This window comes from Pseudomonas sp. NKUCC02_KPG, assembly GCF_019345465.1.
Lineage (GTDB): Bacteria > Pseudomonadota > Gammaproteobacteria > Pseudomonadales > Pseudomonadaceae > Aquipseudomonas.
The window spans coordinates 149,831-171,548 of the sequence record NZ_JAHKRC010000012.1 but is presented as its reverse complement, the minus strand read 5'-3'; the positions used below and the strand labels follow the sequence as shown (position 1 = coordinate 171,548).

Here is a 21,718-nt window from a genome sequence, read left to right as displayed (position 1 = left end):
CGCATCATGGCTAATAAAGGCAATGTTTCTGAAGCTTTCGCCCGAAATTCCCGAAGCTGACTGCACTTTGTGAACTGGCCGTGAATATCGGCGTAGAAGGGGAGTTTGCACTCTGCTTTCCAGGCTCGCTTCAGGCCTCATGTCACCTGCGCTTGTTACAACTCCAGGTCTTGCGTGTGTAGCGAAAGCCCCGTGGGACGGCCTCGCGTCCTTGTTAAGAGCGTTGGTCAGGGCCGGTGATACACCGTTAATCCTCTGTCCAGGCCGCTTTTGGCGGCGTTCGCGACTATAGCAGCAATGATTAAGTGCTTCAATTCCATAAAAAATTGTTATCATCGGCGCCATGACGACGACTACCCCCCCGACCCCCAGCGTCCAGCTGCTTGAGGTCTCGCCGGAATATGCCGGCCAACGCATCGACAATTTCCTGCTTGCTCGACTCAAGGGTGTTCCCAAGACCTTGATTTACCGCATTTTGCGTAAAGGCGAAGTGCGCGTGAACAAGGGCCGGATCAAACCCGAGTACAAGCTGCAGGCGGGCGACATCGTGCGCGTGCCGCCGGTTCGCGTGCCTGAGCGCGACGAGCCTGTGCCTGTGGCCCAAGGTTTGTTGTTGCGCCTTGAGGCGGCGATTGTCTATGAAGATAAGGCGCTGATTGTCTTGAACAAGCCGGCAGGCATCGCCGTGCATGGCGGCAGCGGTTTGACCTTTGGCGTGATCGAAGCCTTTCGTCAGATGCGTCCTGACGTCAAGGAATTGGAATTGGTGCACCGCCTGGACCGTGACACGTCCGGCCTGTTGATGATTGCCAAAAAACGCAGCATGTTGCGCCATCTTCACGAGGCGCTTCGCGGTGACGGTATCGACAAGCGTTACATGGCGCTGGTGCGTGGCAGCTGGGCGGCTTCGATCAAGCAGGTGCGTGCGCCGCTGATGAAGAGCAACTTGCGTTCGGGTGAGCGCATGGTTGAAGTCAACGAAGAAGGCAAAGAGTCCGTCACCGTGTTCAAGGTGCTGCGCCGCTTCGGTGATTTTGCAACCATGGTCGAGGCTCGTCCGATCACCGGCCGTACTCACCAGATTCGCGTGCATACCCTGCATGCCGGTCATTGCATTGCCGGTGATACCAAGTACGGCGATGAAGGCTTCTCCAAGGAGATCCGTGATCTGGGCGGCAAGCGGTTGTTTCTGCATGCCTACATGCTGACTGTGCCGATGCCCGATGGCGGTGAGATGAAATTCCAGGCCCCGGTAGATGAAATGTGGGCCAAGACCGTGGAGCGACTGAGTGCCCCCTACTGACTACAAGCTGCTGATTTTTGACTGGGACGGCACGTTGGCCGACTCCATTGGTCGGATTGTTACTGCAATGCAGGTTGCAGCGCAGCGAGCGGGTCGCCCTGAGCGCGATGCGCCAGCAGTCAAGGGGATTATCGGGTTGGGCCTGCCCGAGGCGATTCTGACGCTCTATCCCGACATGACGCCAGGGCAGGTGATTGCATTTCGTCAGCACTATGCTGATGTCTACATCGCCATGGATGCCGAGCCTTCGCCGTTGTTCGCCGGGGTCAGGGAGTCGCTTGAGGTGTTCCGTGAGCAGGGCTATCGCCTGGCGGTTGCTACGGGCAAGGCGCGTCGCGGGCTGGATCGTGTGCTCAAGGCCCATGGGTGGGAAGATTTTTTCGATATCACCCGTGCAGCAGATGAGACTGCAAGCAAACCCGATCCCTTGATGCTCAATCAGATTCTGGCCCATTGCGATGTGCGCCCGGATCAGGCGTTGATGGTGGGTGATGCTTCCTTTGATTTGTTGATGGCGCGCAACGCGGGTATCGACTCTGTTGCGGTAGGCTATGGTGCTCAGTCAATGGAGCGCTTGCTGGCGTTTGAGCCTCGGTTGGCGATTGACAGTTTTCCCGAGTTGCGCGCCTGGCTGGATCGTCAGGTTAATTAAAGTCTTTGCTGGGGTAGTGCATGGTTGATCAATGGAAAGCGCCCTCTGCGGCTGAGTCGACTGTCGGTGATGCAAAAAGCTGGCAACTGCTGGAAAAAACCTTGTTGGCGGGTATTCAGGAGCAGCGCCGTTCGCGCCGCTGGGGGATTTTCTTCAAGGTCCTGATGTTCTGTTACCTCATTGCGGTGTTGCTGCTGTTTACCCCGCTGCTGAGCATGGAGCGAAGTGCGGTGGGCGGTTCGAGCTATACCGCGTTGATCGATGTGCGCGGCCCGATTGCAGATAAAGAGCCTGCCAGTGCCGATAACCTGGTTACCAGTCTGCAGGCTGCATTCGATGATCCAAGGGTCAAGGGTGTGGTATTGCGCATCAACAGTCCGGGCGGCAGTCCGGTGCAGTCGGGTTATGTCTACGATGAGATTCGTCGTTTGCGCGGTTTGCATCCCGACACCAAGGTGTATGCGGTGATTTCCGATTTGGGAGCTTCCGGTGCCTATTACATTGCCAGTGCTGCTGACGAGATTTACGCCGACAAGGCCAGTCTTGTCGGGTCGATTGGCGTGACGGCGGCGGGCTTTGGCTTTGTCGGGGCGATGGACAAGCTGGGGATTCAGCGTCGTGCGTACACTTCGGGTGACCACAAGGCGTTCCTGGATCCGTTTGAGCCGGAAAAACCGGACGAAACCAAGTTCTGGCAGGGTGTTCTGAATGTGACTCACCAGCAGTTCATTGATAGCGTCAAGCAGGGGCGTGGTGATCGCCTGAAAGACAAGGAGCATCCTGAGTTGTTCTCGGGGTTGGTCTGGACCGGTCAGCAGGCGCTGCCTCTGGGGTTGATTGACGGGCTGGGCAATACCAGTTCGGTTGCCCGTGATGTGATCGGTGCAAAGGATCTGGTGGATTTCACTGTCCAGGAGTCGGCTTTCGATCGCTTCTCGAAAAAGCTCGGTGCCAGCGTGGCTGAGCAATTGGCGATGTGGATGGGCTTTCAGGGGCCAACACTGCGCTGATTGCTCTCTCTGCTCACAAGAAACGGCCTTCGGGTCGTTTTTTTTTGTGGTGTCGAGCGTTCTGTAGTCGCTGCCGAGGAACGAAGGCTGCGATCGAGCGCGAAGCGTTCGCAAAATGGAGCGCTCGAATATGTCAGGTTCTACGCCCGCTTCGCGGCCGATCGCAGTCTTCGTTCCTCGGCAGCGACTACAGAGTATTGCGGCTTATTCAGGGCAGGTGTACGCCTTCTGCAAGCAGCATGTCCACCAGGCGTATCAGTGGCAAGCCGACCAGGCTGGTGGCGTCATCGCCTTCTGTGCGTTGAAACAGGGTCACACCAAGGCCTTCGGCTTTAAAGCTGCCAGCGCAGTCGTAGGGCTGTTCTGCGAGCAGATAGCGTTCGATCTGTTCGGCACTTAGCGTGCGCATGTGCACGGTGAAGGGAATGCAATCGGTCTGGTGGTGGCCCGTCTGGCTGTTGAGCAGGGTCAGGCCGGTCAGGAAGCTCACGCTGGCACCGCTGGCGCTCATCAGTTGTTGGCGGGCCTTGTCGTGGGTGTGGGGTTTGCCGATGATCTGTCCGTCGAGCACGGCGACCTGGTCGGAGCCAATGATCAGGTGGTTTGGATGGCTGTTGGCGAGTGCTCGTGCCTTTTCCAGGGATAGGCGCTTGACCAGTTCAATGGCGGTCTCGCCGGGGCGGTGGCTTTCGTCAATGTCGGGTGAGCTGCAGCTGAAAGGCAGGCGCAGGCGAGTCAGTAATTCGCGGCGGTAAACCGAGCTTGAAGCGAGTAATAAAGGTAGCATGCGCGGCTCCTGTGGGTGGTTGGCGATTCTAGCGGGCGTACGGGATGTCGCACAGGCACAATTTCCTTTGACAGGTGGAGGGGTCGTCCCTAGAATGCTGCGCCTATGTTGAATGACCCGATTCCACCTCACGTTGACCCGCGCAAATTAGCTGATCGTGGCACTACCCTTCAAGGTGAAGTGCTGCTGGCTGATTTGGAGAGACTCTGCGACCCGCTTTCCGACAATGTCGGTACGGTCCAGGCTAAATTTGTTTTTGAGCGAGACGAGCGAAGATCTGTGGTAATACACAGCTCCATCGACGTTGAGGTCAAGATGGTTTGCCAGCGTTGTCTTGAGCTGGTCACCCTGCCGATTCACAGCGAGTGCAGTTATGCTGTGGTGAAGGAGGGTGCAAATACCCAGTCGTTACCGAAAGGTTATGACGTGCTGGAACTGGGCGAAGATCCATTGGATCTGCAGTCACTGATCGAGGAAGAGCTTTTGCTTGCCTTGCCCATTGTGCCTGCTCATCATCCGGAAGAATGCCAGCAGCCGGCGGGTCTCGATGAGCCCGAGCCAGGCGAGGACGAGGTAACGCGGTCCAACCCGTTCAGTGTATTGGCGCAGTTAAAGCGTGACCCAAACGTTTAGGAGTTAATTAATTATGGCTGTTCAGCAGAACAAAAAATCCCGCTCTGCCCGTGACATGCGTCGTTCGCACGATGCTCTTTCGGCTAGCACTCTGTCCGTAGAAAAAACCACCGGTGAAATTCACCTGCGTCACCACGTATCGCCAGAAGGCGTATACCGTGGTCGTAAAGTGATCGACAAGGGCGCTGACGAGTAATCACTTGTCCGCTCAGGTCATCGCGATCGACGCAATGGGCGGGGACTTCGGTCCCCGCAGCATTGTTCAGGCCTGCATTGCCTGCCTGTCTGCTACTCCCTCGTTACACCTGACCCTCGTCGGTCAACCCTCCATACTTGAAACCTTGATCGCTGGCCATTCGGCTGTGGATCGCTCGCGCCTGACGATTACCCCTGCTTCTGAAGTGATTGCCATGAATGAGCGGCCTTCCAATGCCTTGCGCAGCAAGCCTGACTCTTCCATGCGTGTGGCGCTGGAGTTGCTCCGTGATGGCAAGGTGCAAGCCTGTGTCAGTTCCGGCAATACCGGCGCACTGATGGCGTTGTCCCGTCATGTGCTCAAGACCTTGCCGGGGATCGATCGTCCGGCGATGGTGGCGGCGGTGCCGACCCAGACGGGCTACTGTCAGTTGCTGGACTTGGGCGCGAATGTCGATTGCACGGCCGGGCAGTTGTTCCAGTTTGCAGTCATGGGGTCGGTGGCGGCGCAGGCGCTGGGTGTGCTTCGTCCACGGGTTGCCTTGCTCAATATCGGCACCGAAGACGTCAAGGGCAATCAGCAGGTCAAAGAGGCGGCTGCGTTGTTGCAGGCGGCGTCCGGGCTGCACTACATCGGCTTTGTCGAGGGTGATGGTGTGTACCGTGGCGAGGCTGACGTGGTGGTGTGTGACGGGTTTGTCGGCAATATCATGCTCAAGTCCAGCGAAGGTCTTGCGACCATGATTTCGAGCAGGCTTGAGGCGGTGTTCAGGCGTAACCTGTTCAGTCGCTGTGTAGGTGCGCTGGCGTTGCCGTTGATGCGGCGCCTTCAGGCCGACCTGGCGCCCGCGCGTCATAACGGTGCGAGCTTTCTCGGGCTTCAGGGGATTGTGATCAAGAGTCACGGTTCGGCAGGTGCTCAGGGCTTTCAGAGTGCGATAGAGCGCGCATTGATTGAAATCCATGAAGACCTGCCAAAGCGTTTGTATGGGCGCCTTGAAGGGTTGTTGCCGTAGGCGTTTTGCCGGGCTGATGCTTAAATGTGACCGCTCGGTCCAATCAGCCATCCAACTGTCAGTTTCTTGCGTCCACTACGGTAGGACGTCAATTCTCCGACGACAAGATCATTAGGGGCTTGTTACATGTCTACATCCCTCGCATTTGTCTTTCCAGGGCAGGGTTCGCAGTCCCTCGGCATGTTGGCCGAGCTGGGCGCGGAGCATCCGCTGGTCCTGGAAACATTTAAAGAAGCTTCCGCTGCTCTGGGTTACGACCTGTGGGCGCTGATCCAGGAAGGTCCTGCAGAGAAGCTGAATCAAACCGACATTACCCAGCCTGCCATTCTGGCCGCCTCGATTGCCCTGTGGCGCCTGTGGCTGGCCGAAGGAGGCAAGCGCCCTGACTTTGTTGCAGGCCATAGCCTGGGCGAGTACAGCGCGTTGGTTGCTGCCGAATGCCTGACATTGGCTGAGGCGGTCAAACTGGTTGAGCGTCGCGGTCAACTGATGCAAGAAGCCGTACCGGCCGGCCAGGGTGCCATGGCAGCAATCCTGGGCCTGGAAGATGCTGACGTGCTGGCGGCCTGTGCCGAAGCGGCGCAAGGTGAAGTGGTCAGCGCAGTGAACTTCAACTCGCCGGGCCAGGTCGTGATCGCTGGCGCCAAGGCTGCTGTTGAGCGCGCCATGGAGCTGTGCAAGGCCAAAGGCGCCAAGCGTGCATTGCCGTTGCCGGTGAGCGTGCCTTCGCACTGCGAGCTGATGCGTCCTGCCGCTGAGCGTTTTGCCGAGTCCATCGAGGCGATCGACTGGAAAATGCCGACCATTGCCTTGGTGCAGAACGTCAGTGCCGCTGTTGCAGCCGATTTGCCAACCCTCAAGCGCGACTTGCTCGAACAGTTGTACAAGCCAGTGCGCTGGGTTGAGTCGGTACAGGTGCTTGCGGCTGGCGGCCCGGTTGATCTGGTTGAGTGCGGTCCGGGCAAGGTCCTGGTAGGCATCAGCAAGCGTTGCGCTGAAGGCGTGACGACCCACAATTTGAATACCCCGGATGCCTTCGCCGCTGCGCGATTGGCTCTGGTCTGAATCAGGAGAAGCCTGCATGAGCTTGCAAGGTAAAGTTGCACTGGTAACAGGCGCAAGCCGTGGCATTGGCCAGGCTATTGCATTGGAGTTGGGTCGTCAGGGCGCCGTGGTCATCGGCACTGCGACTTCGCAAGCCGGTGCCGAGCGTATTGCTGCCACCCTGAAAGAAAACGGTGTTCAGGGCACTGGCATGGAACTCAATGTCACCAGCAGCGAATCGGTTGCTGCGGTGCTGGCGAGCATCCAGGAGCAGTTCGGTGCTCCGGCGATTCTGGTCAATAATGCCGGTATCACCCGCGATAACCTGATGATGCGCATGAAAGATGACGAATGGCATGACGTTATCGATACCAACCTGAACAGTCTGTATCGCCTGTCCAAGGGGGTTTTGCGTGGCATGACCAAGGCCCGCTGGGGACGAATTATCAATATTGGCTCTGTTGTGGGTGCCATGGGCAACGCAGGCCAAGTAAACTACGCCGCCGCCAAGGCAGGCCTTGAAGGTTTCGGTCGTGCGCTGGCACGTGAAGTGGGCTCGCGCTCGATCACTGTCAACTCGGTGGCTCCGGGCTTTATCGATACCGATATGACCCGTGAATTGCCAGAGGCACAGCGCGAAGCCTTGCAGACGCAGATTCCGCTGGGCCGTTTGGGCCAGGCTCAAGAGATCGCAAACGTGGTCGCTTTCCTGGCATCTGACGGTGCAGCCTACGTGACAGGGGCTACAATCCCGGTCAACGGCGGGATGTACATGAGTTAAATGTGACGGATTGCTTCAAAAAAATGTCATACGAGCTGTCTAAAATCCGTTATAAAGCTGCAATCTATTTATAGGCAGCCGGTTGTTGCGGTGTGAGTGCAAAGCTTTCAGTTGAAAAACTGAAAAGGCTTTCGATACACTTGCCCACTGGCCAGCTGCCTGAATTTGTCCATTAGGAGTGAAAACAAGGTATGAGCACCATCGAAGAGCGCGTCAAGAAAATCGTTGCCGAGCAACTGGGCGTTAAAGAAGAAGAAGTGACCAATGCCGCTTCCTTCGTTGAAGACCTGGGTGCCGACTCCCTTGACACCGTTGAGCTTGTGATGGCTCTGGAAGAGGAATTCGAGACTGAGATTCCTGACGAAGAAGCTGAAAAGATCACTACTGTACAAGCCGCTATCGATTACGTTACTAGCCACCAGGCGTAATAGTTTGTAATCGTTGCTCGCTGTCATGGAAAAACCGCACTGCCGCTCTGGCGTGCGGTTTTTTCTTTAGGCGTGATGCAAAGTGTCGTCAATAGAATAAAGGAGAGTGCTGTGTCGCGTAGACGCGTCGTAGTCACCGGTATGGGGATGTTGTCGCCACTGGGTGCGGATGTTCCGAGCACCTGGCAAGGCATTCTGGCAGGCCGAAGTGGCATTGGTCTGATCGAACACACGGATCTTTCTGCCTATTCCACCCGTTTTGGCGGCTCGGTACAGGGCTTTAACGTTGAGGATTACCTCTCCGTCAAAGAAGCCCGAAAACTTGACCTGTTTATTCAATACGGTTTGGCAGCTGGGTTTCAGGCTGTGCGTAATTCCGGCCTTGAAGTTACCGACGCCAATCGTGAGCGCATCGGTGTGGCAATGGGTTCGGGTATTGGCGGTCTGACCAATATCGAAGAAACCAGCCGTACCTTGCACGAGCAAGGCCCGCGACGGATTTCTCCGTTTTTCGTGCCCGGTTCGATCATCAACATGATTTCCGGTTTTCTGTCTATCCATCTGGGTACACAGGGGCCTAACTATGCCATCGCGACTGCCTGTACCACTGGTACGCATTGCATTGGCATGGCAGCTCGCAACATTGCTTACGGCGAAGCCGACGTGATGATTGCCGGCGGCGCCGAAATGGCCGCCTGCGGCCTGGGCATGGGCGGCTTTGGTGCCTCCCGTGCGTTGTCGACCCGCAACGACGATCCAACCCGTGCCAGCCGTCCGTGGGACAAAGGCCGTGATGGATTTGTATTGTCTGACGGTGCCGGTGCGCTGGTGCTCGAAGAGCTTGAACATGCCAAGGCGCGTGGTGCGACCATCTACGCCGAGCTGATCGGTTTTGGGATGAGCGGTGACGCTTTCCACATGACCTCGCCTCCGGCCGATGGTGCAGGTGCGGCCCGCTGCATTACCAATGCCCTGCGTGACGCCCAGCTGAACGCTGATCAAGTGCAGTACATCAACGCCCACGGCACCTCGACCCCTGCTGGCGATCTGGCAGAAGTGTCGGCGATCAAGTCGGTGTTTGGTGATCACGCCTACAAACTGGCGGTGAGTTCGACCAAGTCCATGACCGGTCACCTGTTGGGTGCAGCGGGCGCGGTCGAGGCGATTTTCAGCGTACTGGCCATCAACAGCCAGATTGCCCCGCCGACCATCAACCTCGACGAGCCTGATGAAGGCTGCGATCTGGACTTCGTGCCGCACACCGCGCGTGAAATGCCGATCGACGTGGTGCTGTCCAACTCATTCGGTTTTGGCGGCACAAACGGTTCGTTGGTGTTCCGTCGGTACGCCGACTGATGCAAAGCTGGGTCGACGGTCAGCCGGCGAACGCTCTTGCGTCGCTCAAAGACCGTGGGCTGGCCTATGGTGATGGTCTGTTTGAGACCATTGCCGTCAAGGCTGGCACACCGCTGCTGCTGGAACTGCATATGCAGCGTCTGGCGCTCGGTTGTTCCCGGCTGGCGATTGTTGCGGATCAGGCATTGATCCGCAGCGAATTGCTGGCATATGCGCAAGCGATGGGCGAGGGCGTCCTCAAGCTCATCCTGACCCGTGGCGATAGTCAGCGTGGTTATGGCGCGTCCACCGGGGCTTTGCCTCGACGAATTCTTCAGGCCAGTCCGGCTGCGGCTTATCCCCAAGCGTACGCGCTGCAAGGGATAGCGCTGTTTGATTGCGCCACCCGTCTGGCTGAACAGCCGTTGTTGGCGGGGCTCAAGCATCTCAATCGACTCGAACAGGTCATTGCGCGATCCGAATGGCAAGACCCGGCCTACGCCGAGGGCTTGATGCGCGACACGTCGGGACGGGTGATTGAAGGTGTGTTCAGCAATCTGTTCATGGTGCGTGACGGGGTTCTGATGACCGCCGACCTGCACCGGTGTGGCGTGGCCGGCGTGATGCGGGCTGCACTGCTGGTCGAGGCCGAACGCCTGGCCATTCCTTGTCTGGTTACTGACATCAGCCTTGCGCAGCTGCAACAGGCCGATGAACTCTTCCTCTGTAACAGCGTGTATGGCGTTTGGCCCGTGCGCGCATTTGCAGACCTGAGCTGGCCGGTGGGGCCACTCACCCGTAAACTGCAAGGCATTGCTCGCACCCTACTGGATGTTTGATTCGTGAAACGTAAATTCTTGGTGCTGCTGGAGACAGGTCTGGTGCTGGCGGGCTTGCTGCTGGGCGCTAGCGCCTGGAAGCTCAATTCTGCGCTCGACCAACCGCTCAATCTGACGCAGGAACAATTGCTCGATGTACCGGCTGGCGCCACGCCGACCGGTACGTTCAATCGTCTGGAAGCTGACGACACGCTGCGTGACGCGTTCTGGTTGCGCGTGTACTGGCGCTTCAACCTTGAAGGCCAGCCGTTGCACAGCGGTGAATACCGCATGACCCCGGGCATGACCGCCCAGGACCTTATTGGTCTGTGGCAGCGTGGCGAAGTGGTGCAATACAGCCTGACTCTGGTTGAAGGCTGGAATTTTCGCCAGGTGCGCAGCGCTTTGGCCAAGCATGAAAAAATCGAACAGACCCTCGATGGCCTGAGCGATAGCGAACTCATGGCCAAGCTGGGTCATGCCGGGGAATTTCCGGAAGGTCGATTCTTTCCAGACACCTATCGCTTTGTGCGCGGCATGACCGATGCCCAGTTGCTGGAAAAAGCCTACGACCGTCTTGAGAAAGTGCTTGCCCAGGAGTGGGAACAGCGTGATCCGAGCGTGCCTTATGCCAACCCTTATCAGGCGCTGATCATGGCGTCACTGGTGGAGAAGGAAACCGGTGTGCCACAGGAGCGCGGGCAAATTGCCGGGGTTTTTGTGCGCCGGATGAAAATCGGCATGCCGCTGCAAACCGATCCTACGGTGATCTATGGCCTGGGCGAGCGTTACAACGGCAAGCTGACACGGGCCCACTTGCGCGAACCCACGCCGTACAACACCTATACGATTCCTGGCTTGCCGCCTACGCCCATTGCCATGGTGGGGCGTGAAGCGATTAATGCCGCTTTGCACCCGGTCAGTGGCTCCAGCCTGTACTTTGTGGCCAAGGGCGATGGTAGCCACACGTTTTCCGATGACCTGGATGCGCACAACAATGCGGTGCGCGAATTCCAGATCAAGCGCAGGGCCGATTACCGTTCGAGCCCCGCGCCGACCCCTGCTGCCGAGCCGGAGAGTCCCCCGGCCGAGCCGCAAGGCCCGAAAGACACTGATTAAGGATTGCTGCCTGTGACTGGCTTGTTTATTACCCTGGAAGGCCCCGAAGGCGCAGGAAAAAGCACCAACCGTGAGTACCTGGCAGAGCGCTTGCGCGCCGAAGGTATCGACGTGGTACTGACACGCGAACCCGGCGGCACGCCGCTGGCCGAGCGTATCCGCGAGCTGCTGCTCACGCCCAGCGATGACGCGATGTGTGCCGACACCGAGCTGTTGCTGGTCTTTGCAGCCCGCGCCCAGCATCTGGCCGAAGTCATTCGCCCGGCGTTGGTCCGGGGTGCGGTGGTGCTGTGTGATCGCTTTACCGATGCCACTTATGCGTATCAGGGCGGCGGTCGGGGGTTGTCCTTTGAACGCATCGCGACTCTAGAGACCTTTGTCCAGGGTCCATTGCGTCCTGATCTGACCCTGGTGTTTGATCTGCCGATTGAAGTCGGCATGGCCCGGGCCAGTGCCCGGGGTCGACTTGACCGCTTCGAGCAGGAAGGTCGCACGTTCTTCGATGCGGTGCGCAGCACCTACCTTGAACGCGCCAAGGCAGAGCCTGCGCGTTATCGCCTGATCGATGCCGCGCAGACGCTCGAACAGGTTCAAGGGCAACTGGACGCCTTGTTGCCAGAATTGCTGGGCTTGCACCGTGGCTGAGGCCTATCCGTGGCAAGACAGCCTGTGGCAGCAAATGGCAGGGCGAGCGCAGCATGCCCACGCCTATTTGCTGCACGGGCCGGCGGGCATCGGCAAGCGGGCTCTGGCCGAACGACTGATGGCCAGTCTGCTGTGCAAGCAGCCGGTCGGGCTTGAAGCCTGCGGTACATGCAAATCCTGCTCGTTGCTGGCGGCGGGAAGTCACCCCGATCATTACATTCTTGAGCCTGAAGAAGCTGACAAGGCAATCAAGGTCGACCAGGTGCGCGATCTGGTCAGTTTTGTGGTGCAGACCGCCCAGTTGGGCGGGCGCAAGGTGGTACTGGTCGAGCCGGTAGAGTCGATGAATATCAACGCCGCCAACGCCTTGCTCAAAAGCCTTGAAGAACCCTCCGGCAACACCATCCTGCTGCTGGTCAGCCATCAGTCCAGTCGACTGTTGCCGACCATCCGCAGTCGCTGCGTGCAGCAGGCTTGTCCGTTGCCGAGCCAGGCATTGAGCCTTGAATGGCTGGCCAAGGCCCTGCCTGATACTGGCGAAGCTGAACGGGTCGAGTTATTGACCCTTGCCGCCGGATCGCCTCTGGGAGCCGTCAAGTTGCAGGCCCAGGGTGTTCGCGAACAACGGGCAGCGGTGGTGGAGGGCGTCAAGAAGGTGCTCAAGCGCGAGCTGTCGGCCAGTCAACTGGCGGAAAGCTGGAAAGCCATCCCGCTGCTGTTGCTGTTTGACTGGTTTTGCGACTGGTCGAACCTGATCCTGCGCTATCAACTGACCCAGGACGAAGCCGGGCTCGGGTTGGAAGACATGCGCAAAGTGCTGCAATACCTGGCGCAGAAAACCCCGCAGGACAAGGTTCTGAACATTCAGGACTGGATTCTTGCCCAGCGCCAGAAGGTCTTGAGCAAGGCCAACCTTAACCGTGATCTGTTGGTCGAGGCGTTACTGGTGCAGTGGGCAAGCCTGCCCGGCCAGCGCTGATTTGATTGAATTGATAAGCAGGTAATTTTTGTATGTTGGTTGACTCTCATTGTCATCTCGATCGTCTTGATCTGAGCGCCCATGACGGCTCGCTGGACGCGGCTCTGGAGGCCGCGCGTCAACGCGGTGTCGGGCATTTTCTGTGTATCGGCGTAAGCGCCGACAACGCGGCCGATGTCAAAGCCCTGACTGATCGGTATGCCGATGTGGATTGCTCGGTGGGCGTCCACCCCCTGGACGTACAGCCGGGAGCGGCGCCAGCGTTGGACTGGTTGTTGAGCGAGCTGAATCACCCCAGGGTGGTGGCGATCGGTGAAACCGGTCTGGACTACCACTACGAGCCTGAAGCCGCCGAGTTGCAGCAATTGTCGTTCCGGGTGCATCTGGAAGCGGCGCAACAGACCGGCAAACCGGTGGTTATTCATACCCGTGGCGCCCGCGCCGATACCCTGAACTTGCTGCGTGAGGCGGCATTGCCCCAGGCTGGCGTGTTGCACTGCTTCACTGAAGACTGGGACATGGCCAAGGCGGCGCTGGACATGGGTTACTACATCTCGCTGTCGGGGATTGTGACCTTTCGCAATGCCGATGCCCTGCGCGATGTGGCCCGTCAGGTGCCTGCAGATCGCCTGCTGGTCGAGACCGATTCGCCTTACCTCGCCCCGATTCCCTATCGCGGCAAACCTAACCTGCCGCAGTACGTGCGTGAAGTCGCCGATTTTCTGGCCATGTTGCGCGGTGAGTCTTACGAGCGCTTTGCAGAGCAAACCACCGAAAACTTCAAGCGCCTGTTTCCGCTGGCTCGGGTTGCACAGTCAATCTGACGTGGGAGCGGCCTGCTCGCGATAGCATCACCGCGCGCATCCATTCAGGCCGCAGCGCCAGCATCGCGAGCAAGCCCGCTCCCACAGTTTTTAAAGTAAACGGGCAGGCAAAAAAAACCCGAACTCTGGGGAATTCGGGTTAAGACCATTAGGAGTAAAACAAAGGCACACATTCCGTTGCTGCCTAAATCGGCGAGACACTTTGGGGGGGATGTCACGCCGACACGTTAAGTATTGGCCAGCTTTGTCGAACGTCCAGCCAGGATTGATCGTTTTTTAAACAGATTTGGAATACCCGAGCTTCGCTTGAGTGCTCTGCGAGCCGCGGGTAAATCGTTTGAACACATCGATATGCAGGATGATCCGTGCAATTTAGTGTGACTAATGCATAATACTCCGCTTCGATTTTGACCCGAACAGACCTTTTCTTATGCACAAAGAACCCCGTAAGGTCCGTGAGTTTCGTCGCCGCGAGCAAGAAATTCTCGATACCGCGCTCAAGCTGTTCCTCGACCTGGGTGAAGACAGTGTCACCGTCGAGATGATTGCTGATGCCGTGGGTATCGGCAAAGGCACGATCTACAAGCACTTCAAGTCCAAGGCCGAGATCTACCTGCGCCTGATGCTCGACTACGAGCGCGATTTGAACGAGCTGCTGCATTCCGCCGACGTGGATAAAGACAAAGAGGCGCTGTCCCGTGCCTACTTTGAGTTTCGCATGCGTGATCCGCAGCGCTACCGGTTGTTTGATCGCCTTGAAGAAAAGGTGGTGAAGGGCAACCAGGTGCCAGAACTGGTCGAAGAGCTGCACAAGATCCGCGCCTCGAACTTTGAGCGCCTGACCCTGCTGATCAAGGGGCGTATCAGTGAAGGCAAGCTCGAAGACGTACCGCCATACTTCCATTACTGCGCAGCGTGGGCTCTGGTGCACGGCGCTGTGGCGCTGTATCACTCGCCGTTCTGGAGCAATGTGCTGGAAGATCAGGAAGGCTTCTTTCAGTTCCTGATGGACATTGGCGTACGCATGGGCAACAAGCGCAAGCGTGACACCGATACCCCGGCTGTAGAGTAACCCCGGCCAGTATTTGCCTTCATGGCTTATGGCCTTGAGGCTTATAATCAGGCTTGGGTCTTGCCAAAACCTGATTTATGAGTCAGGTTTTGCGGCGGCCCATTTCCCCCGCGCCGGAGTCATCCATGATCGTTGATCGCCAAGGCAGACGTTTTCGCAACTTGCGTATCAGTCTGACCTCCGCTTGCAACTATGCCTGCACCTACTGTGTGCCTAACGGCAAGCGGTTGGTTGCCGCGCAGGATGAGCTGTCGGCCGAAGCGATGGTGCGCGGGGTGGCTTATCTGATTGAGGCTGCTGGCATCGAGCGCTTGCGCATTACCGGCGGCGAACCGCTGGTCAGCCCCAAGCTTGAAACCTTTATGCGTGAAGTCGGGCAGTTGGGCTTGAGCGACATCAGCCTGACCACTAACGGCCAATTGCTTGCACGCAAGTTGCCGTTGCTGCTGGATGCGGGCATCCGCCGTCTCAATGTCTCTCTCGACACCCTTGATCCAGAAGCGTTTCGCAGCATTGCCCGTGGCGGTGATCTGCCGACCGTGCTCGATGGCATGCAGCGGGCCCGGGAAGCGGGGATCAAGATCAAGGTCAATATGGTGCCCTTGCGCGGACAGAACCTGGATCAGGTGATGCCGCTGCTGGAGTACTGCCTTGAGCGCGGTTATGAACTGCGTTTTATCGAGCTGATGCGCATGGGCCACCTGGCCAGTGACAGCAATGCCTTCCTGCAGCAGTTCGTCAGCTTGCAACAGCTGTTGTCGCTGATTGGCGAACGCTACGAATACTTGCAGGCCGATGCGCCAATCGATGCCACGGCGGTGCGCTACCAGATCCCGGATCATGGTTATTTCGGGGTGATCGCCAACGAGAGCGTGCCGTTTTGCCGTACGTGCTCACGGCTGCGACTGTCTTCCACGGGATGGCTACATGGTTGCCTGTCGTCGAGCAATCGCCATTATGTGGGTGATCTGCTCAACAAGCCTCGCCACCAGGCGCTGCCTGCGCTGCAAGGCCTGCTGATGAAAGCCCTGGGTGACAAACAGGACGTGGCTTTCTCCGGTGGTGCCACGGTGATGAAGATCATCGGCGGCTAAAGCCCGTTCTCACAGCCAAACAGTGACCTGCTAAAACTGGCGCGCAATCTGCATTACGGGACTATTCGCCGGTTTTTTGTCACCGGCATCGGGAGAACGGGATGCGTGGTCTGATTGTTTGGCTGGCTTTATTGGCGCTCGGCGGCTGCATGAAGCTCAGCGATCTGGGTGAGGGCGCGCGTTATCAGCTGAGTGACGCCGGCATGCTCGATCACAGCAACACCCGGCGCAGCAACTCGCTGCGCATTCAGCCAGACTCCTTTATCTACATCGCCCAAGGGCCATTTGCCCCTGTCGGCGATCCGTACGTGCGCCCCAATGTGGTGGCCGAAGAGGCTTTCAACGGTTTTGTCGAATACTTTCCCATGGTGCGCCGTGCCAAAGCGCCGCTCGGGCTCGATCAGGCAATGACCGAAGCCAGGGGCTTTGGCGCTCACTACTTGCTGTTCACCCGTTTTGCCCGGGCCGATGACCGCATCGGCAACAGCGACGAATGGCTCGACCAGGAAGAGATCAGCCGACTGGGGATCGACAGTGGCGTGATCCAGGTGATGCTGATCGAGACCAGTACCCAGTATTTGATCGATACCGCCACCATTCGCAGCCGCGGCGGTTTGCTGACGTTCCATGACAACAAGCCCGCAGACCTGATCGGACCGCCGCTCGCCAAGTACGCTCGCAGCTTGATAGGCTTGAGCGATCAATAAGTCGAGGAGAGCAACATGAGCGAGCCGGTAGACGTCAGCAACCTGTTGGCGCAAATTCCCAGGGCCGACAAAGGCCTGCCGCCCGTTCACTTGTGGGATACCGCCTTTTGCGGCGATATCGACATGCGTATTGCCCGCGATGGCACCTGGTACTACATGGGCACGCCCATTGGCCGCAAGCCCATGGTCAAGCTCTTCTCGACGATCATTCGCCGCGACGGCGATGATTACTTTCTGATTACCCCGGTAGAAAAAGTCGGCATCAAAGTCGATGACGCGCCTTTTGTCGCGGTGACTTTGGACGTGGAGGGGCAGGGCGAGCAGCAAGTCCTGCGTTTTACCACCCATGTCGACGAGTCGATCAATGCCGGCTCCGAGCATCCGCTGCGTTTCGTCATTGACCCCCAGACCCAGGAGCCCGCGCCTTATGTGCATGTGCGGCGCAATCTTGAAGCCCTGATCCACCGCAATGTGTTCTACCAGCTGGTAGAGCTGGCGGTGGAGCGCAAGATCGATGGGCGGAACTGGCTGGGCGTGTGGAGTGGCGGGGAGTTTTTCCCGATCGGGCCTGCCTAGGCCATCCCTAGAACAATAATCTCCCACAATATGGGATGTTAAATTATATATTGAGATTCAATTAGCCCTGGGTTTATAGTCGGCTTCAGCTCTACGCACTCACACTTAAAAAAACAAAACAGGTGAAGTGATGCCGAACTATCCCAGGGTGCTCCTGCGCACTAGCGCGTCTGCACGTCCCGCCCAATCCCCCATGCTTTTTAACCGGTCATCGACAGATGCCCGGTTTTTGTCGTGTCCAGGAGTCTTGATCAATGGCTGAACCTCTTGCATTGCCACCCGTAGCCGAACCACCCCGTGGTGAGCGCCTGAAGAACAAGGTCGTACTGTTGACTGGCGCCGCCCAAGGTATTGGGGAAGCCATCGTGGCCAGCTTCGTGGCGCAACAGGCGAAAATGGTCATCAGCGATATCCAGGCCGAAAAGGTGGAGAAAGTTGCCGCCCATTGGCGTGATCAAGGCGCGGATGTGCGGGCAATCAGAGCCGATGTGTCTTGCCAGGCTGACCTGCATGCCCAGGCCGCACTGGCGTTGCAACTGCACGGTCGGGTCGATGTGCTGATCAATTGCGCCGGGGTCAACGTGTTCCGCGACCCTCTGGAAATGACCGAAGAAGACTGGCGCCGTTGTTTCGCCATCGATCTGGATGGCGCCTGGTACGGCTGCAAGGCGGTTTTGCCGCAGATGATCGAGCAAGGCATCGGCAGCATCATCAACATTGCCTCAACCCATTCGAGCCACATCATTCCAGGTTGTTTCCCGTACCCGGTGGCCAAGCACGGCCTGATGGGCCTGACCCGTGCCCTGGGTATCGAATACGCACCCAAGGGCATCCGGGTGAACGCCATCGCGCCGGGGTATATCGAGACGCAGCTCAACGTCGATTACTGGAACGGTTTCGCCGACCCCCATGCCGAGCGTCAGCGTGCACTCGACCTGCACCCGCCGCGGCGCATCGGCCAGCCGCTTGAGGTGGCAATGACTGCCGTGTTCCTGGCCAGCGATGAAGCACCGTTTATCAATGCCTCGTGCATCACCCTCGATGGCGGGCGCTCAGTGATGTACCACGATTGATCGCTTGCCCGGACACAACAGGTTCTGCAGACCGTTAAAAATAAAAACAAGGAGTCAGCCATGAAACGTCGTCACGGTATCCGTTCCCTGTGTTGTGCGGCCCTGGCCGCTACCGCCTTCAGCCTCAGCAGTGGGCTGCAGGCGGGCGACCCGGTGAAGATCGGCTTTTTGGTCAAGCAGGCGGAGGAACCCTGGTTCCAGACCGAATGGGCCTTCGCTGAAAAAGCCGCCCAGGATAAAGGCTTTACCCTGATCAAAATCGCCGTGCCGGACGGCGAGAAGACCCTGTCAGCCATCGATAGCCTGGCGGCCAACGGCGCCCAGGGTTTTGTGATTTGTCCGCCGGATGTGGGCCTTGGCCCTGCCATCATGGCCAAGGCCAAGCTTAACGGCTTGAAAGTGATCGCCGTGGATGACCGCTTTGTCGACGCCAGCGGCAAGTTTATGGAAGAGGTGCCGTACCTGGGCATGGCGGCGTTCGAGGTGGGCCAGAAACAGGGCAGTGCGATGGTCACTGAAGCGAAAAATCGCAATTGGGACTGGAAAGACACCTATGCGGTGATCAACACCTTCAACGAGCTGGATACGGCTAAAAAGCGCACGGATGGCTCAGTCAAATCCTTGAAGGATGCGGGCTTGCCAGACGATCACATTTTGTACTCCGCGCTTAAAACCCTCGACGTGCCCGGCAGCATGGACGCCACCAACTCGGCGCTGGTCAAACTGCCCGGCGGCGCGAAGAACCTGATCATTGGCGGGATGAACGACAGCACTGTACTCGGTGGAGTGCGTGCCACGGAAAGTGCCGGGTTTGCGCCCGCCAATGTGATCGGCATCGGCATCAATGGCACCGACGCCATTGGTGAACTGAAAAAGGCCAACAGTGGCTTTTTCGGCTCCATGCTCCCCAGCCCGCATATTGAAGGCTACAAGACGGCGACCATGATGTTTGAGTGGATCACCGAGGGTAAAGAACCGCCGCTGTACACCGCGATGGATGAGGTAACGCTGATTACCCGTGACAACTTCAAGGAAGAACTGACCAAGATCGGTCTGTGGAATTGAACGCGCCGGGGAGTGGCGCCGCCAGCCTGCGCTTCAACGGCATCGGCAAGCAGTTTCCCGGTGTTCAGGCGCTGGCCAATATCAGTTTCGTCGCTCACCCGGGGCAGGTTCATGCATTGATGGGTGAGAACGGCGCCGGTAAATCAACCCTATTGAAGATTCTCGGTGGCGCCTATCAGCCCAGCAGCGGACATTTGCAAATCGGTGAGCAGGCGCTGACCTTCAAGTCCACTGCTGAAAGCATTGCCAGCGGGGTCGCGGTCATCCATCAGGAGTTGCATCTGGTACCTGAAATGACCGTGGCCGAGAACCTGTTTCTGGGGCATTTGCCTGCGCGTTTTGGCTTGATTAACCGCCGCTTGCTGCGTCAGCAGTCCCTGGACTTGCTCAAGGGCCTGGCGGATGAAATCGATCCGCAGGAGAAAATTGCACGTCTGTCACTGGGGCAGCGCCAATTGGTGGAAATCGCCAAGGCGCTGTCCCGTGGCGCCCACGTGATTGCCTTCGATGAACCCACCAGCAGCCTTTCGGCCCGCGAAATCGATCGGTTGATGGCAATCATTGCCCGCCTGCGTGACGAAGGAAAAGTGGTGCTCTACGTCTCGCACCGGATGGAGGAAGTGTTCCGTATCTGCAATGCGGTCACGGTGTTCAAGGACGGCCGCTACGTGCGCACCTTCGAGCAGATGAGTGACCTGACCCACGATCAGTTGGTGACGTGCATGGTCGGTCGCGATATTCAGGATATTTATGACTATCGACCTCGCGAGCACGGCGCGGTCGCGCTCAAAGTCCAGGGGTTGCTCGGTCCGGGCCTGCGTGAACCGGTGAGTTTCGAAGTGCGCCAGGGCGAAATACTGGGCCTGTTCGGGCTGGTGGGGGCGGGGCGTACCGAACTGTTGCGCCTGCTCGGCGGGCTGGCCCGCAACAGCGCCGGTCGCCTTGAATTGCAGGGGGCCGAACTGACGCTGCGCTCGCCCCGTGATGCGATCGGTGCCGGGGTCTTGCTGTGCCCGGAGGACCGCAAGAAGGAAGGCATCATCCCCCTCGCCAGCGTCGCCGAGAACATCAATATCAGTGCCCGTGGCGCTCATTCGATCCTGGGTTTGCTGCTGCGTGGCAAGTGGGAGCGCGCCAATGCCGACAAGCAGATCAAGGCGCTGAAAGTGAAGACCCCGAGCGCGGCGCAGAAAATCATGTACCTGTCCGGTGGCAATCAGCAAAAGGCCATTCTCGGGCGCTGGTTGTCGATGCCCATGAAGGTGCTGCTGCTCGACGAGCCGACGCGAGGCATCGATATCGGCGCCAAGGCCGAGATCTACCAGATCATCCACACCCTGGCGGCCAGTGGTATTGCGGTCATTGTGGTGTCCAGCGACCTGATGGAGGTGCTGGGCATCAGCGATCGCATTCTGGTGCTGTGTGAAGGCGCGGTGTGCGGCGAACTGCCTCGCGATCGGGCCAATGAATCCAACCTGTTGCTGATGGCCTTGCCCCGCCAGCGCGGTTGAAGGCGTGATCCCTTGAGAGGTTTACATGACAATTCAAAACACATCACTGCCGCCTGCGCGTAAGCCCCTGGACGTGCGTCGCTTCCTCGACGACTGGGTGATGTTGCTGGCGGCGCTGGCAATCTTCCTGCTCTGTACCTTGCTGATCGACAACTTTTTGTCGCCGCTGAACATGCGGGGCCTGGGGCTGGCGATTTCCACCACCGGGATTGCCGCCTGTACCATGCTTTATTGCCTGGCGTCGGGTCATTTCGACTTGTCCGTGGGTTCGGTAATCGCCTGCTCCGGCGTCGTGGCGGCGGTGGTCATGCGTGACACAGACAGCGTCTTCCTGGGTGTCAGCGCTGCGTTGGGCATGGGCCTGATCGTTGGCCTGATCAACGGAATAGTCATCGCCAAGCTGCGGGTCAACGCGTTGATCACCACGTTGGCGACCATGCAGATTGTGCGTGGTCTGGCCTACATCTTTGCCAACGGCAAGGCGGTGGGGGTGTCCCAGGAATCGTTCTTTGTCTTTGGCAACGGCCAGTGGTTCGGTGTACCGGTGCCGATCCTGATCACCCTTGTGTGCTTTGTGTTTTTCGGCTGGCTGCTCAACTACACCACCTATGGGCGCAACACCATGGCCATTGGCGGCAACCCGGAAGCGGCCCTGCTGGCGGGGGTCAATGTTGATCGCAACAAAATCATCATCTTTGCCGTACACGGGCTGGTAGGTGCGCTGGCCGGTGTCATCCTTGCCTCTCGCATGACCTCTGGCCAGCCGATGATCGGCCAGGGCTTCGAGTTGACCGTGATCTCGGCCTGCGTGCTGGGCGGTGTATCGCTGAGCGGTGGGGTGGGGATGATTCGCCACGTGATAGCTGGCGTACTGATTCTGGCCATTATCGAAAATGCGATGAACCTGAAGAACATCGACACGTTTTACCAGTACGTGATTCGCGGCTCGATCCTGCTACTGGCTGTGGTGATCGATCGCCTGAAGCAACGCTGAGTCCTGGCCCTGTTTCTGTAGTCGCTGCCGCAGGCTGCGATAAGGGCCGAAGGGCCT

The 21,718-nt window shown here is 58.3% G+C and carries 24 protein-coding genes; 23 read left to right on the top strand and 1 reads right to left on the bottom strand.

What is annotated here, in order from left to right:
• Positions 1 to 343: 343 nt before the first annotated feature.
• The 3 genes from rluC to KO536_RS17250 are packed head-to-tail and all read left to right on the top strand — an operon-like array spanning position 344 to position 2,965.
• A complete protein-coding gene (gene rluC / locus KO536_RS17260; RefSeq protein WP_219262527.1) occupies positions 344 to 1,303 on the top strand; it encodes a 23S rRNA pseudouridine(955/2504/2580) synthase RluC in 960 nt (319 codons plus the stop codon).
• On the top strand, positions 1,290 to 1,955 hold the full coding sequence (locus KO536_RS17255) for an HAD-IA family hydrolase (protein ID WP_219262526.1): 666 nt from the start codon (positions 1,290 to 1,292) through the stop codon (positions 1,953 to 1,955). The genes rluC and KO536_RS17255 overlap by 14 nt, the downstream gene beginning before the upstream one ends.
• A gap of 20 nt (positions 1,956 to 1,975) precedes the next feature.
• Positions 1,976 to 2,965 (top strand): S49 family peptidase, encoded by a 990-nt coding sequence (locus KO536_RS17250; protein WP_133075681.1) that lies wholly within the window; start codon positions 1,976 to 1,978, stop codon positions 2,963 to 2,965.
• A gap of 208 nt (positions 2,966 to 3,173) precedes the next feature.
• Here KO536_RS17250 and KO536_RS17245 read toward each other — a convergent pair whose 3' ends face one another.
• Positions 3,174 to 3,752, bottom strand: a complete 579-nt coding sequence (locus tag KO536_RS17245) for a nucleoside triphosphate pyrophosphatase (protein ID WP_219262525.1) — start codon at positions 3,750 to 3,752, stop codon at positions 3,174 to 3,176.
• A 105-nt stretch (positions 3,753 to 3,857) separates the two neighbouring features.
• Between KO536_RS17245 and KO536_RS17240 the strand changes: the two genes are divergently transcribed.
• The 20 genes from KO536_RS17240 to araH all read left to right on the top strand — a co-directional run bounded on the left by KO536_RS17240 (position 3,858) and on the right by araH (position 21,661).
• Positions 3,858 to 4,385 (top strand): YceD family protein, encoded by a 528-nt coding sequence (locus tag KO536_RS17240; RefSeq protein WP_019827935.1) that lies wholly within the window; start codon positions 3,858 to 3,860, stop codon positions 4,383 to 4,385.
• Positions 4,386 to 4,398: 13 nt separating this feature from the next.
• The gene (gene rpmF / locus KO536_RS17235; protein WP_003442519.1) at positions 4,399 to 4,581 is read left to right on the top strand and encodes a 50S ribosomal protein L32; all 183 of its coding nucleotides are present in this window, start codon (positions 4,399 to 4,401) and stop codon (positions 4,579 to 4,581) included.
• A 4-nt stretch (positions 4,582 to 4,585) separates the two neighbouring features.
• Positions 4,586 to 5,596: a phosphate acyltransferase PlsX gene (gene plsX, locus KO536_RS17230; RefSeq protein WP_133075679.1), complete on the top strand. Its 1,011-nt coding sequence runs from the start codon at positions 4,586 to 4,588 to the stop codon at positions 5,594 to 5,596.
• Between the two features lie 126 nt (positions 5,597 to 5,722).
• A complete protein-coding gene (gene fabD / locus KO536_RS17225; protein WP_133075678.1) occupies positions 5,723 to 6,661 on the top strand; it encodes an ACP S-malonyltransferase in 939 nt (312 codons plus the stop codon).
• A 16-nt stretch (positions 6,662 to 6,677) separates the two neighbouring features.
• Entirely contained in the window at positions 6,678 to 7,421 is a 744-nt protein-coding gene (gene fabG, locus KO536_RS17220) for a 3-oxoacyl-ACP reductase FabG (RefSeq protein WP_133075677.1), read from the top strand.
• Between the two features lie 191 nt (positions 7,422 to 7,612).
• Positions 7,613 to 7,849 (top strand): acyl carrier protein, encoded by a 237-nt coding sequence (acpP, locus tag KO536_RS17215; protein WP_016779952.1) that lies wholly within the window; start codon positions 7,613 to 7,615, stop codon positions 7,847 to 7,849.
• Between the two features lie 111 nt (positions 7,850 to 7,960).
• Positions 7,961 to 9,205 carry a beta-ketoacyl-ACP synthase II gene (fabF, locus tag KO536_RS17210; protein ID WP_133075676.1) on the top strand — a complete coding sequence of 415 codons (1,245 nt, stop codon included), beginning with the start codon at positions 7,961 to 7,963 and terminating at the stop codon, positions 9,203 to 9,205.
• Positions 9,205 to 10,023, top strand: coding sequence for an aminodeoxychorismate lyase (pabC, locus tag KO536_RS17205; protein ID WP_133075675.1), 819 nt, complete (start codon positions 9,205 to 9,207; stop codon positions 10,021 to 10,023). Before fabF ends, pabC begins: the two co-directional genes overlap by 1 nt.
• Before the next feature lie 3 nt (positions 10,024 to 10,026).
• Positions 10,027 to 11,121 carry an endolytic transglycosylase MltG gene (gene mltG / locus KO536_RS17200; RefSeq protein WP_133075674.1) on the top strand — a complete coding sequence of 365 codons (1,095 nt, stop codon included), beginning with the start codon at positions 10,027 to 10,029 and terminating at the stop codon, positions 11,119 to 11,121.
• A gap of 12 nt (positions 11,122 to 11,133) precedes the next feature.
• Positions 11,134 to 11,766 carry a dTMP kinase gene (gene tmk, locus KO536_RS17195; protein WP_219262524.1) on the top strand — a complete coding sequence of 211 codons (633 nt, stop codon included), beginning with the start codon at positions 11,134 to 11,136 and terminating at the stop codon, positions 11,764 to 11,766.
• Positions 11,759 to 12,745: a DNA polymerase III subunit delta' gene (locus tag KO536_RS17190; RefSeq protein ID WP_219262523.1), complete on the top strand. Its 987-nt coding sequence runs from the start codon at positions 11,759 to 11,761 to the stop codon at positions 12,743 to 12,745. The genes tmk and KO536_RS17190 overlap by 8 nt, the downstream gene beginning before the upstream one ends.
• Before the next feature lie 32 nt (positions 12,746 to 12,777).
• The gene (locus KO536_RS17185; RefSeq protein WP_133075644.1) at positions 12,778 to 13,569 is read left to right on the top strand and encodes a TatD family hydrolase; all 792 of its coding nucleotides are present in this window, start codon (positions 12,778 to 12,780) and stop codon (positions 13,567 to 13,569) included.
• Positions 13,570 to 13,999: 430 nt separating this feature from the next.
• Positions 14,000 to 14,641, top strand: a complete 642-nt coding sequence (locus KO536_RS17180) for a TetR/AcrR family transcriptional regulator (RefSeq protein ID WP_019827947.1) — start codon at positions 14,000 to 14,002, stop codon at positions 14,639 to 14,641.
• Positions 14,642 to 14,766: 125 nt separating this feature from the next.
• Complete coding sequence (locus tag KO536_RS17175; RefSeq protein ID WP_133075643.1) at positions 14,767 to 15,735, top strand: GTP 3',8-cyclase MoaA; 969 nt, start codon at positions 14,767 to 14,769, stop codon at positions 15,733 to 15,735.
• Between the two features lie 101 nt (positions 15,736 to 15,836).
• Positions 15,837 to 16,442, top strand: a complete 606-nt coding sequence (locus tag KO536_RS17170; protein WP_219262522.1) for a DUF4823 domain-containing protein — start codon at positions 15,837 to 15,839, stop codon at positions 16,440 to 16,442.
• A 15-nt stretch (positions 16,443 to 16,457) separates the two neighbouring features.
• Positions 16,458 to 17,018, top strand: a complete 561-nt coding sequence (locus KO536_RS17165) for a DUF1285 domain-containing protein (protein WP_133075641.1) — start codon at positions 16,458 to 16,460, stop codon at positions 17,016 to 17,018.
• Between the two features lie 254 nt (positions 17,019 to 17,272).
• Positions 17,273 to 18,091 (top strand): SDR family oxidoreductase, encoded by an 819-nt coding sequence (locus tag KO536_RS17160; protein ID WP_219262521.1) that lies wholly within the window; start codon positions 17,273 to 17,275, stop codon positions 18,089 to 18,091.
• A gap of 60 nt (positions 18,092 to 18,151) precedes the next feature.
• Positions 18,152 to 19,156 (top strand): substrate-binding domain-containing protein, encoded by a 1,005-nt coding sequence (locus KO536_RS17155; protein ID WP_133075639.1) that lies wholly within the window; start codon positions 18,152 to 18,154, stop codon positions 19,154 to 19,156.
• A complete protein-coding gene (gene araG, locus KO536_RS17150; protein WP_219262520.1) occupies positions 19,147 to 20,667 on the top strand; it encodes an L-arabinose ABC transporter ATP-binding protein AraG in 1,521 nt (506 codons plus the stop codon). Before KO536_RS17155 ends, araG begins: the two co-directional genes overlap by 10 nt.
• 25 nt (positions 20,668 to 20,692) lie before the next feature.
• The gene (gene araH / locus KO536_RS17145; RefSeq protein ID WP_133075637.1) at positions 20,693 to 21,661 is read left to right on the top strand and encodes an L-arabinose ABC transporter permease AraH; all 969 of its coding nucleotides are present in this window, start codon (positions 20,693 to 20,695) and stop codon (positions 21,659 to 21,661) included.
• The last annotated feature ends 57 nt before the right edge of the window (positions 21,662 to 21,718 follow it).

Excerpts from the sequence above, each read along its gene's own strand:
- acpP (WP_016779952.1), top strand. The coding sequence starts at position 7,613 with ATGAGCACCATCGAAGAGCGCGTCAAGAAAATCGTTGCCGAGCAACTG.
- KO536_RS17155 (WP_133075639.1), top strand. The coding sequence starts at position 18,152 with ATGAAACGTCGTCACGGTATCCGTTCCCTGTGTTGTGCGGCCCTGGCC.
- KO536_RS17240 (WP_019827935.1), top strand. The coding sequence starts at position 3,858 with ATGTTGAATGACCCGATTCCACCTCACGTTGACCCGCGCAAATTAGCT.
- fabD (WP_133075678.1), top strand. The coding sequence starts at position 5,723 with ATGTCTACATCCCTCGCATTTGTCTTTCCAGGGCAGGGTTCGCAGTCC.
- araH (WP_133075637.1), top strand. The coding sequence starts at position 20,693 with ATGACAATTCAAAACACATCACTGCCGCCTGCGCGTAAGCCCCTGGAC.
- KO536_RS17160 (WP_219262521.1), top strand. The coding sequence starts at position 17,273 with ATGGCTGAACCTCTTGCATTGCCACCCGTAGCCGAACCACCCCGTGGT.
- KO536_RS17245 (WP_219262525.1), bottom strand. The coding sequence starts at position 3,752 with ATGCTACCTTTATTACTCGCTTCAAGCTCGGTTTACCGCCGCGAATTA.
- KO536_RS17250 (WP_133075681.1), top strand. The coding sequence starts at position 1,976 with ATGGTTGATCAATGGAAAGCGCCCTCTGCGGCTGAGTCGACTGTCGGT.
- pabC (WP_133075675.1), top strand. The coding sequence starts at position 9,205 with ATGCAAAGCTGGGTCGACGGTCAGCCGGCGAACGCTCTTGCGTCGCTC.
- KO536_RS17175 (WP_133075643.1), top strand. The coding sequence starts at position 14,767 with ATGATCGTTGATCGCCAAGGCAGACGTTTTCGCAACTTGCGTATCAGT.
- rluC (WP_219262527.1), top strand. The coding sequence starts at position 344 with ATGACGACGACTACCCCCCCGACCCCCAGCGTCCAGCTGCTTGAGGTC.
- rpmF (WP_003442519.1), top strand. The coding sequence starts at position 4,399 with ATGGCTGTTCAGCAGAACAAAAAATCCCGCTCTGCCCGTGACATGCGT.
- KO536_RS17170 (WP_219262522.1), top strand. The coding sequence starts at position 15,837 with ATGCGTGGTCTGATTGTTTGGCTGGCTTTATTGGCGCTCGGCGGCTGC.
- KO536_RS17180 (WP_019827947.1), top strand. The coding sequence starts at position 14,000 with ATGCACAAAGAACCCCGTAAGGTCCGTGAGTTTCGTCGCCGCGAGCAA.
- fabG (WP_133075677.1), top strand. The coding sequence starts at position 6,678 with ATGAGCTTGCAAGGTAAAGTTGCACTGGTAACAGGCGCAAGCCGTGGC.
- KO536_RS17185 (WP_133075644.1), top strand. The coding sequence starts at position 12,778 with ATGTTGGTTGACTCTCATTGTCATCTCGATCGTCTTGATCTGAGCGCC.
- KO536_RS17165 (WP_133075641.1), top strand. The coding sequence starts at position 16,458 with ATGAGCGAGCCGGTAGACGTCAGCAACCTGTTGGCGCAAATTCCCAGG.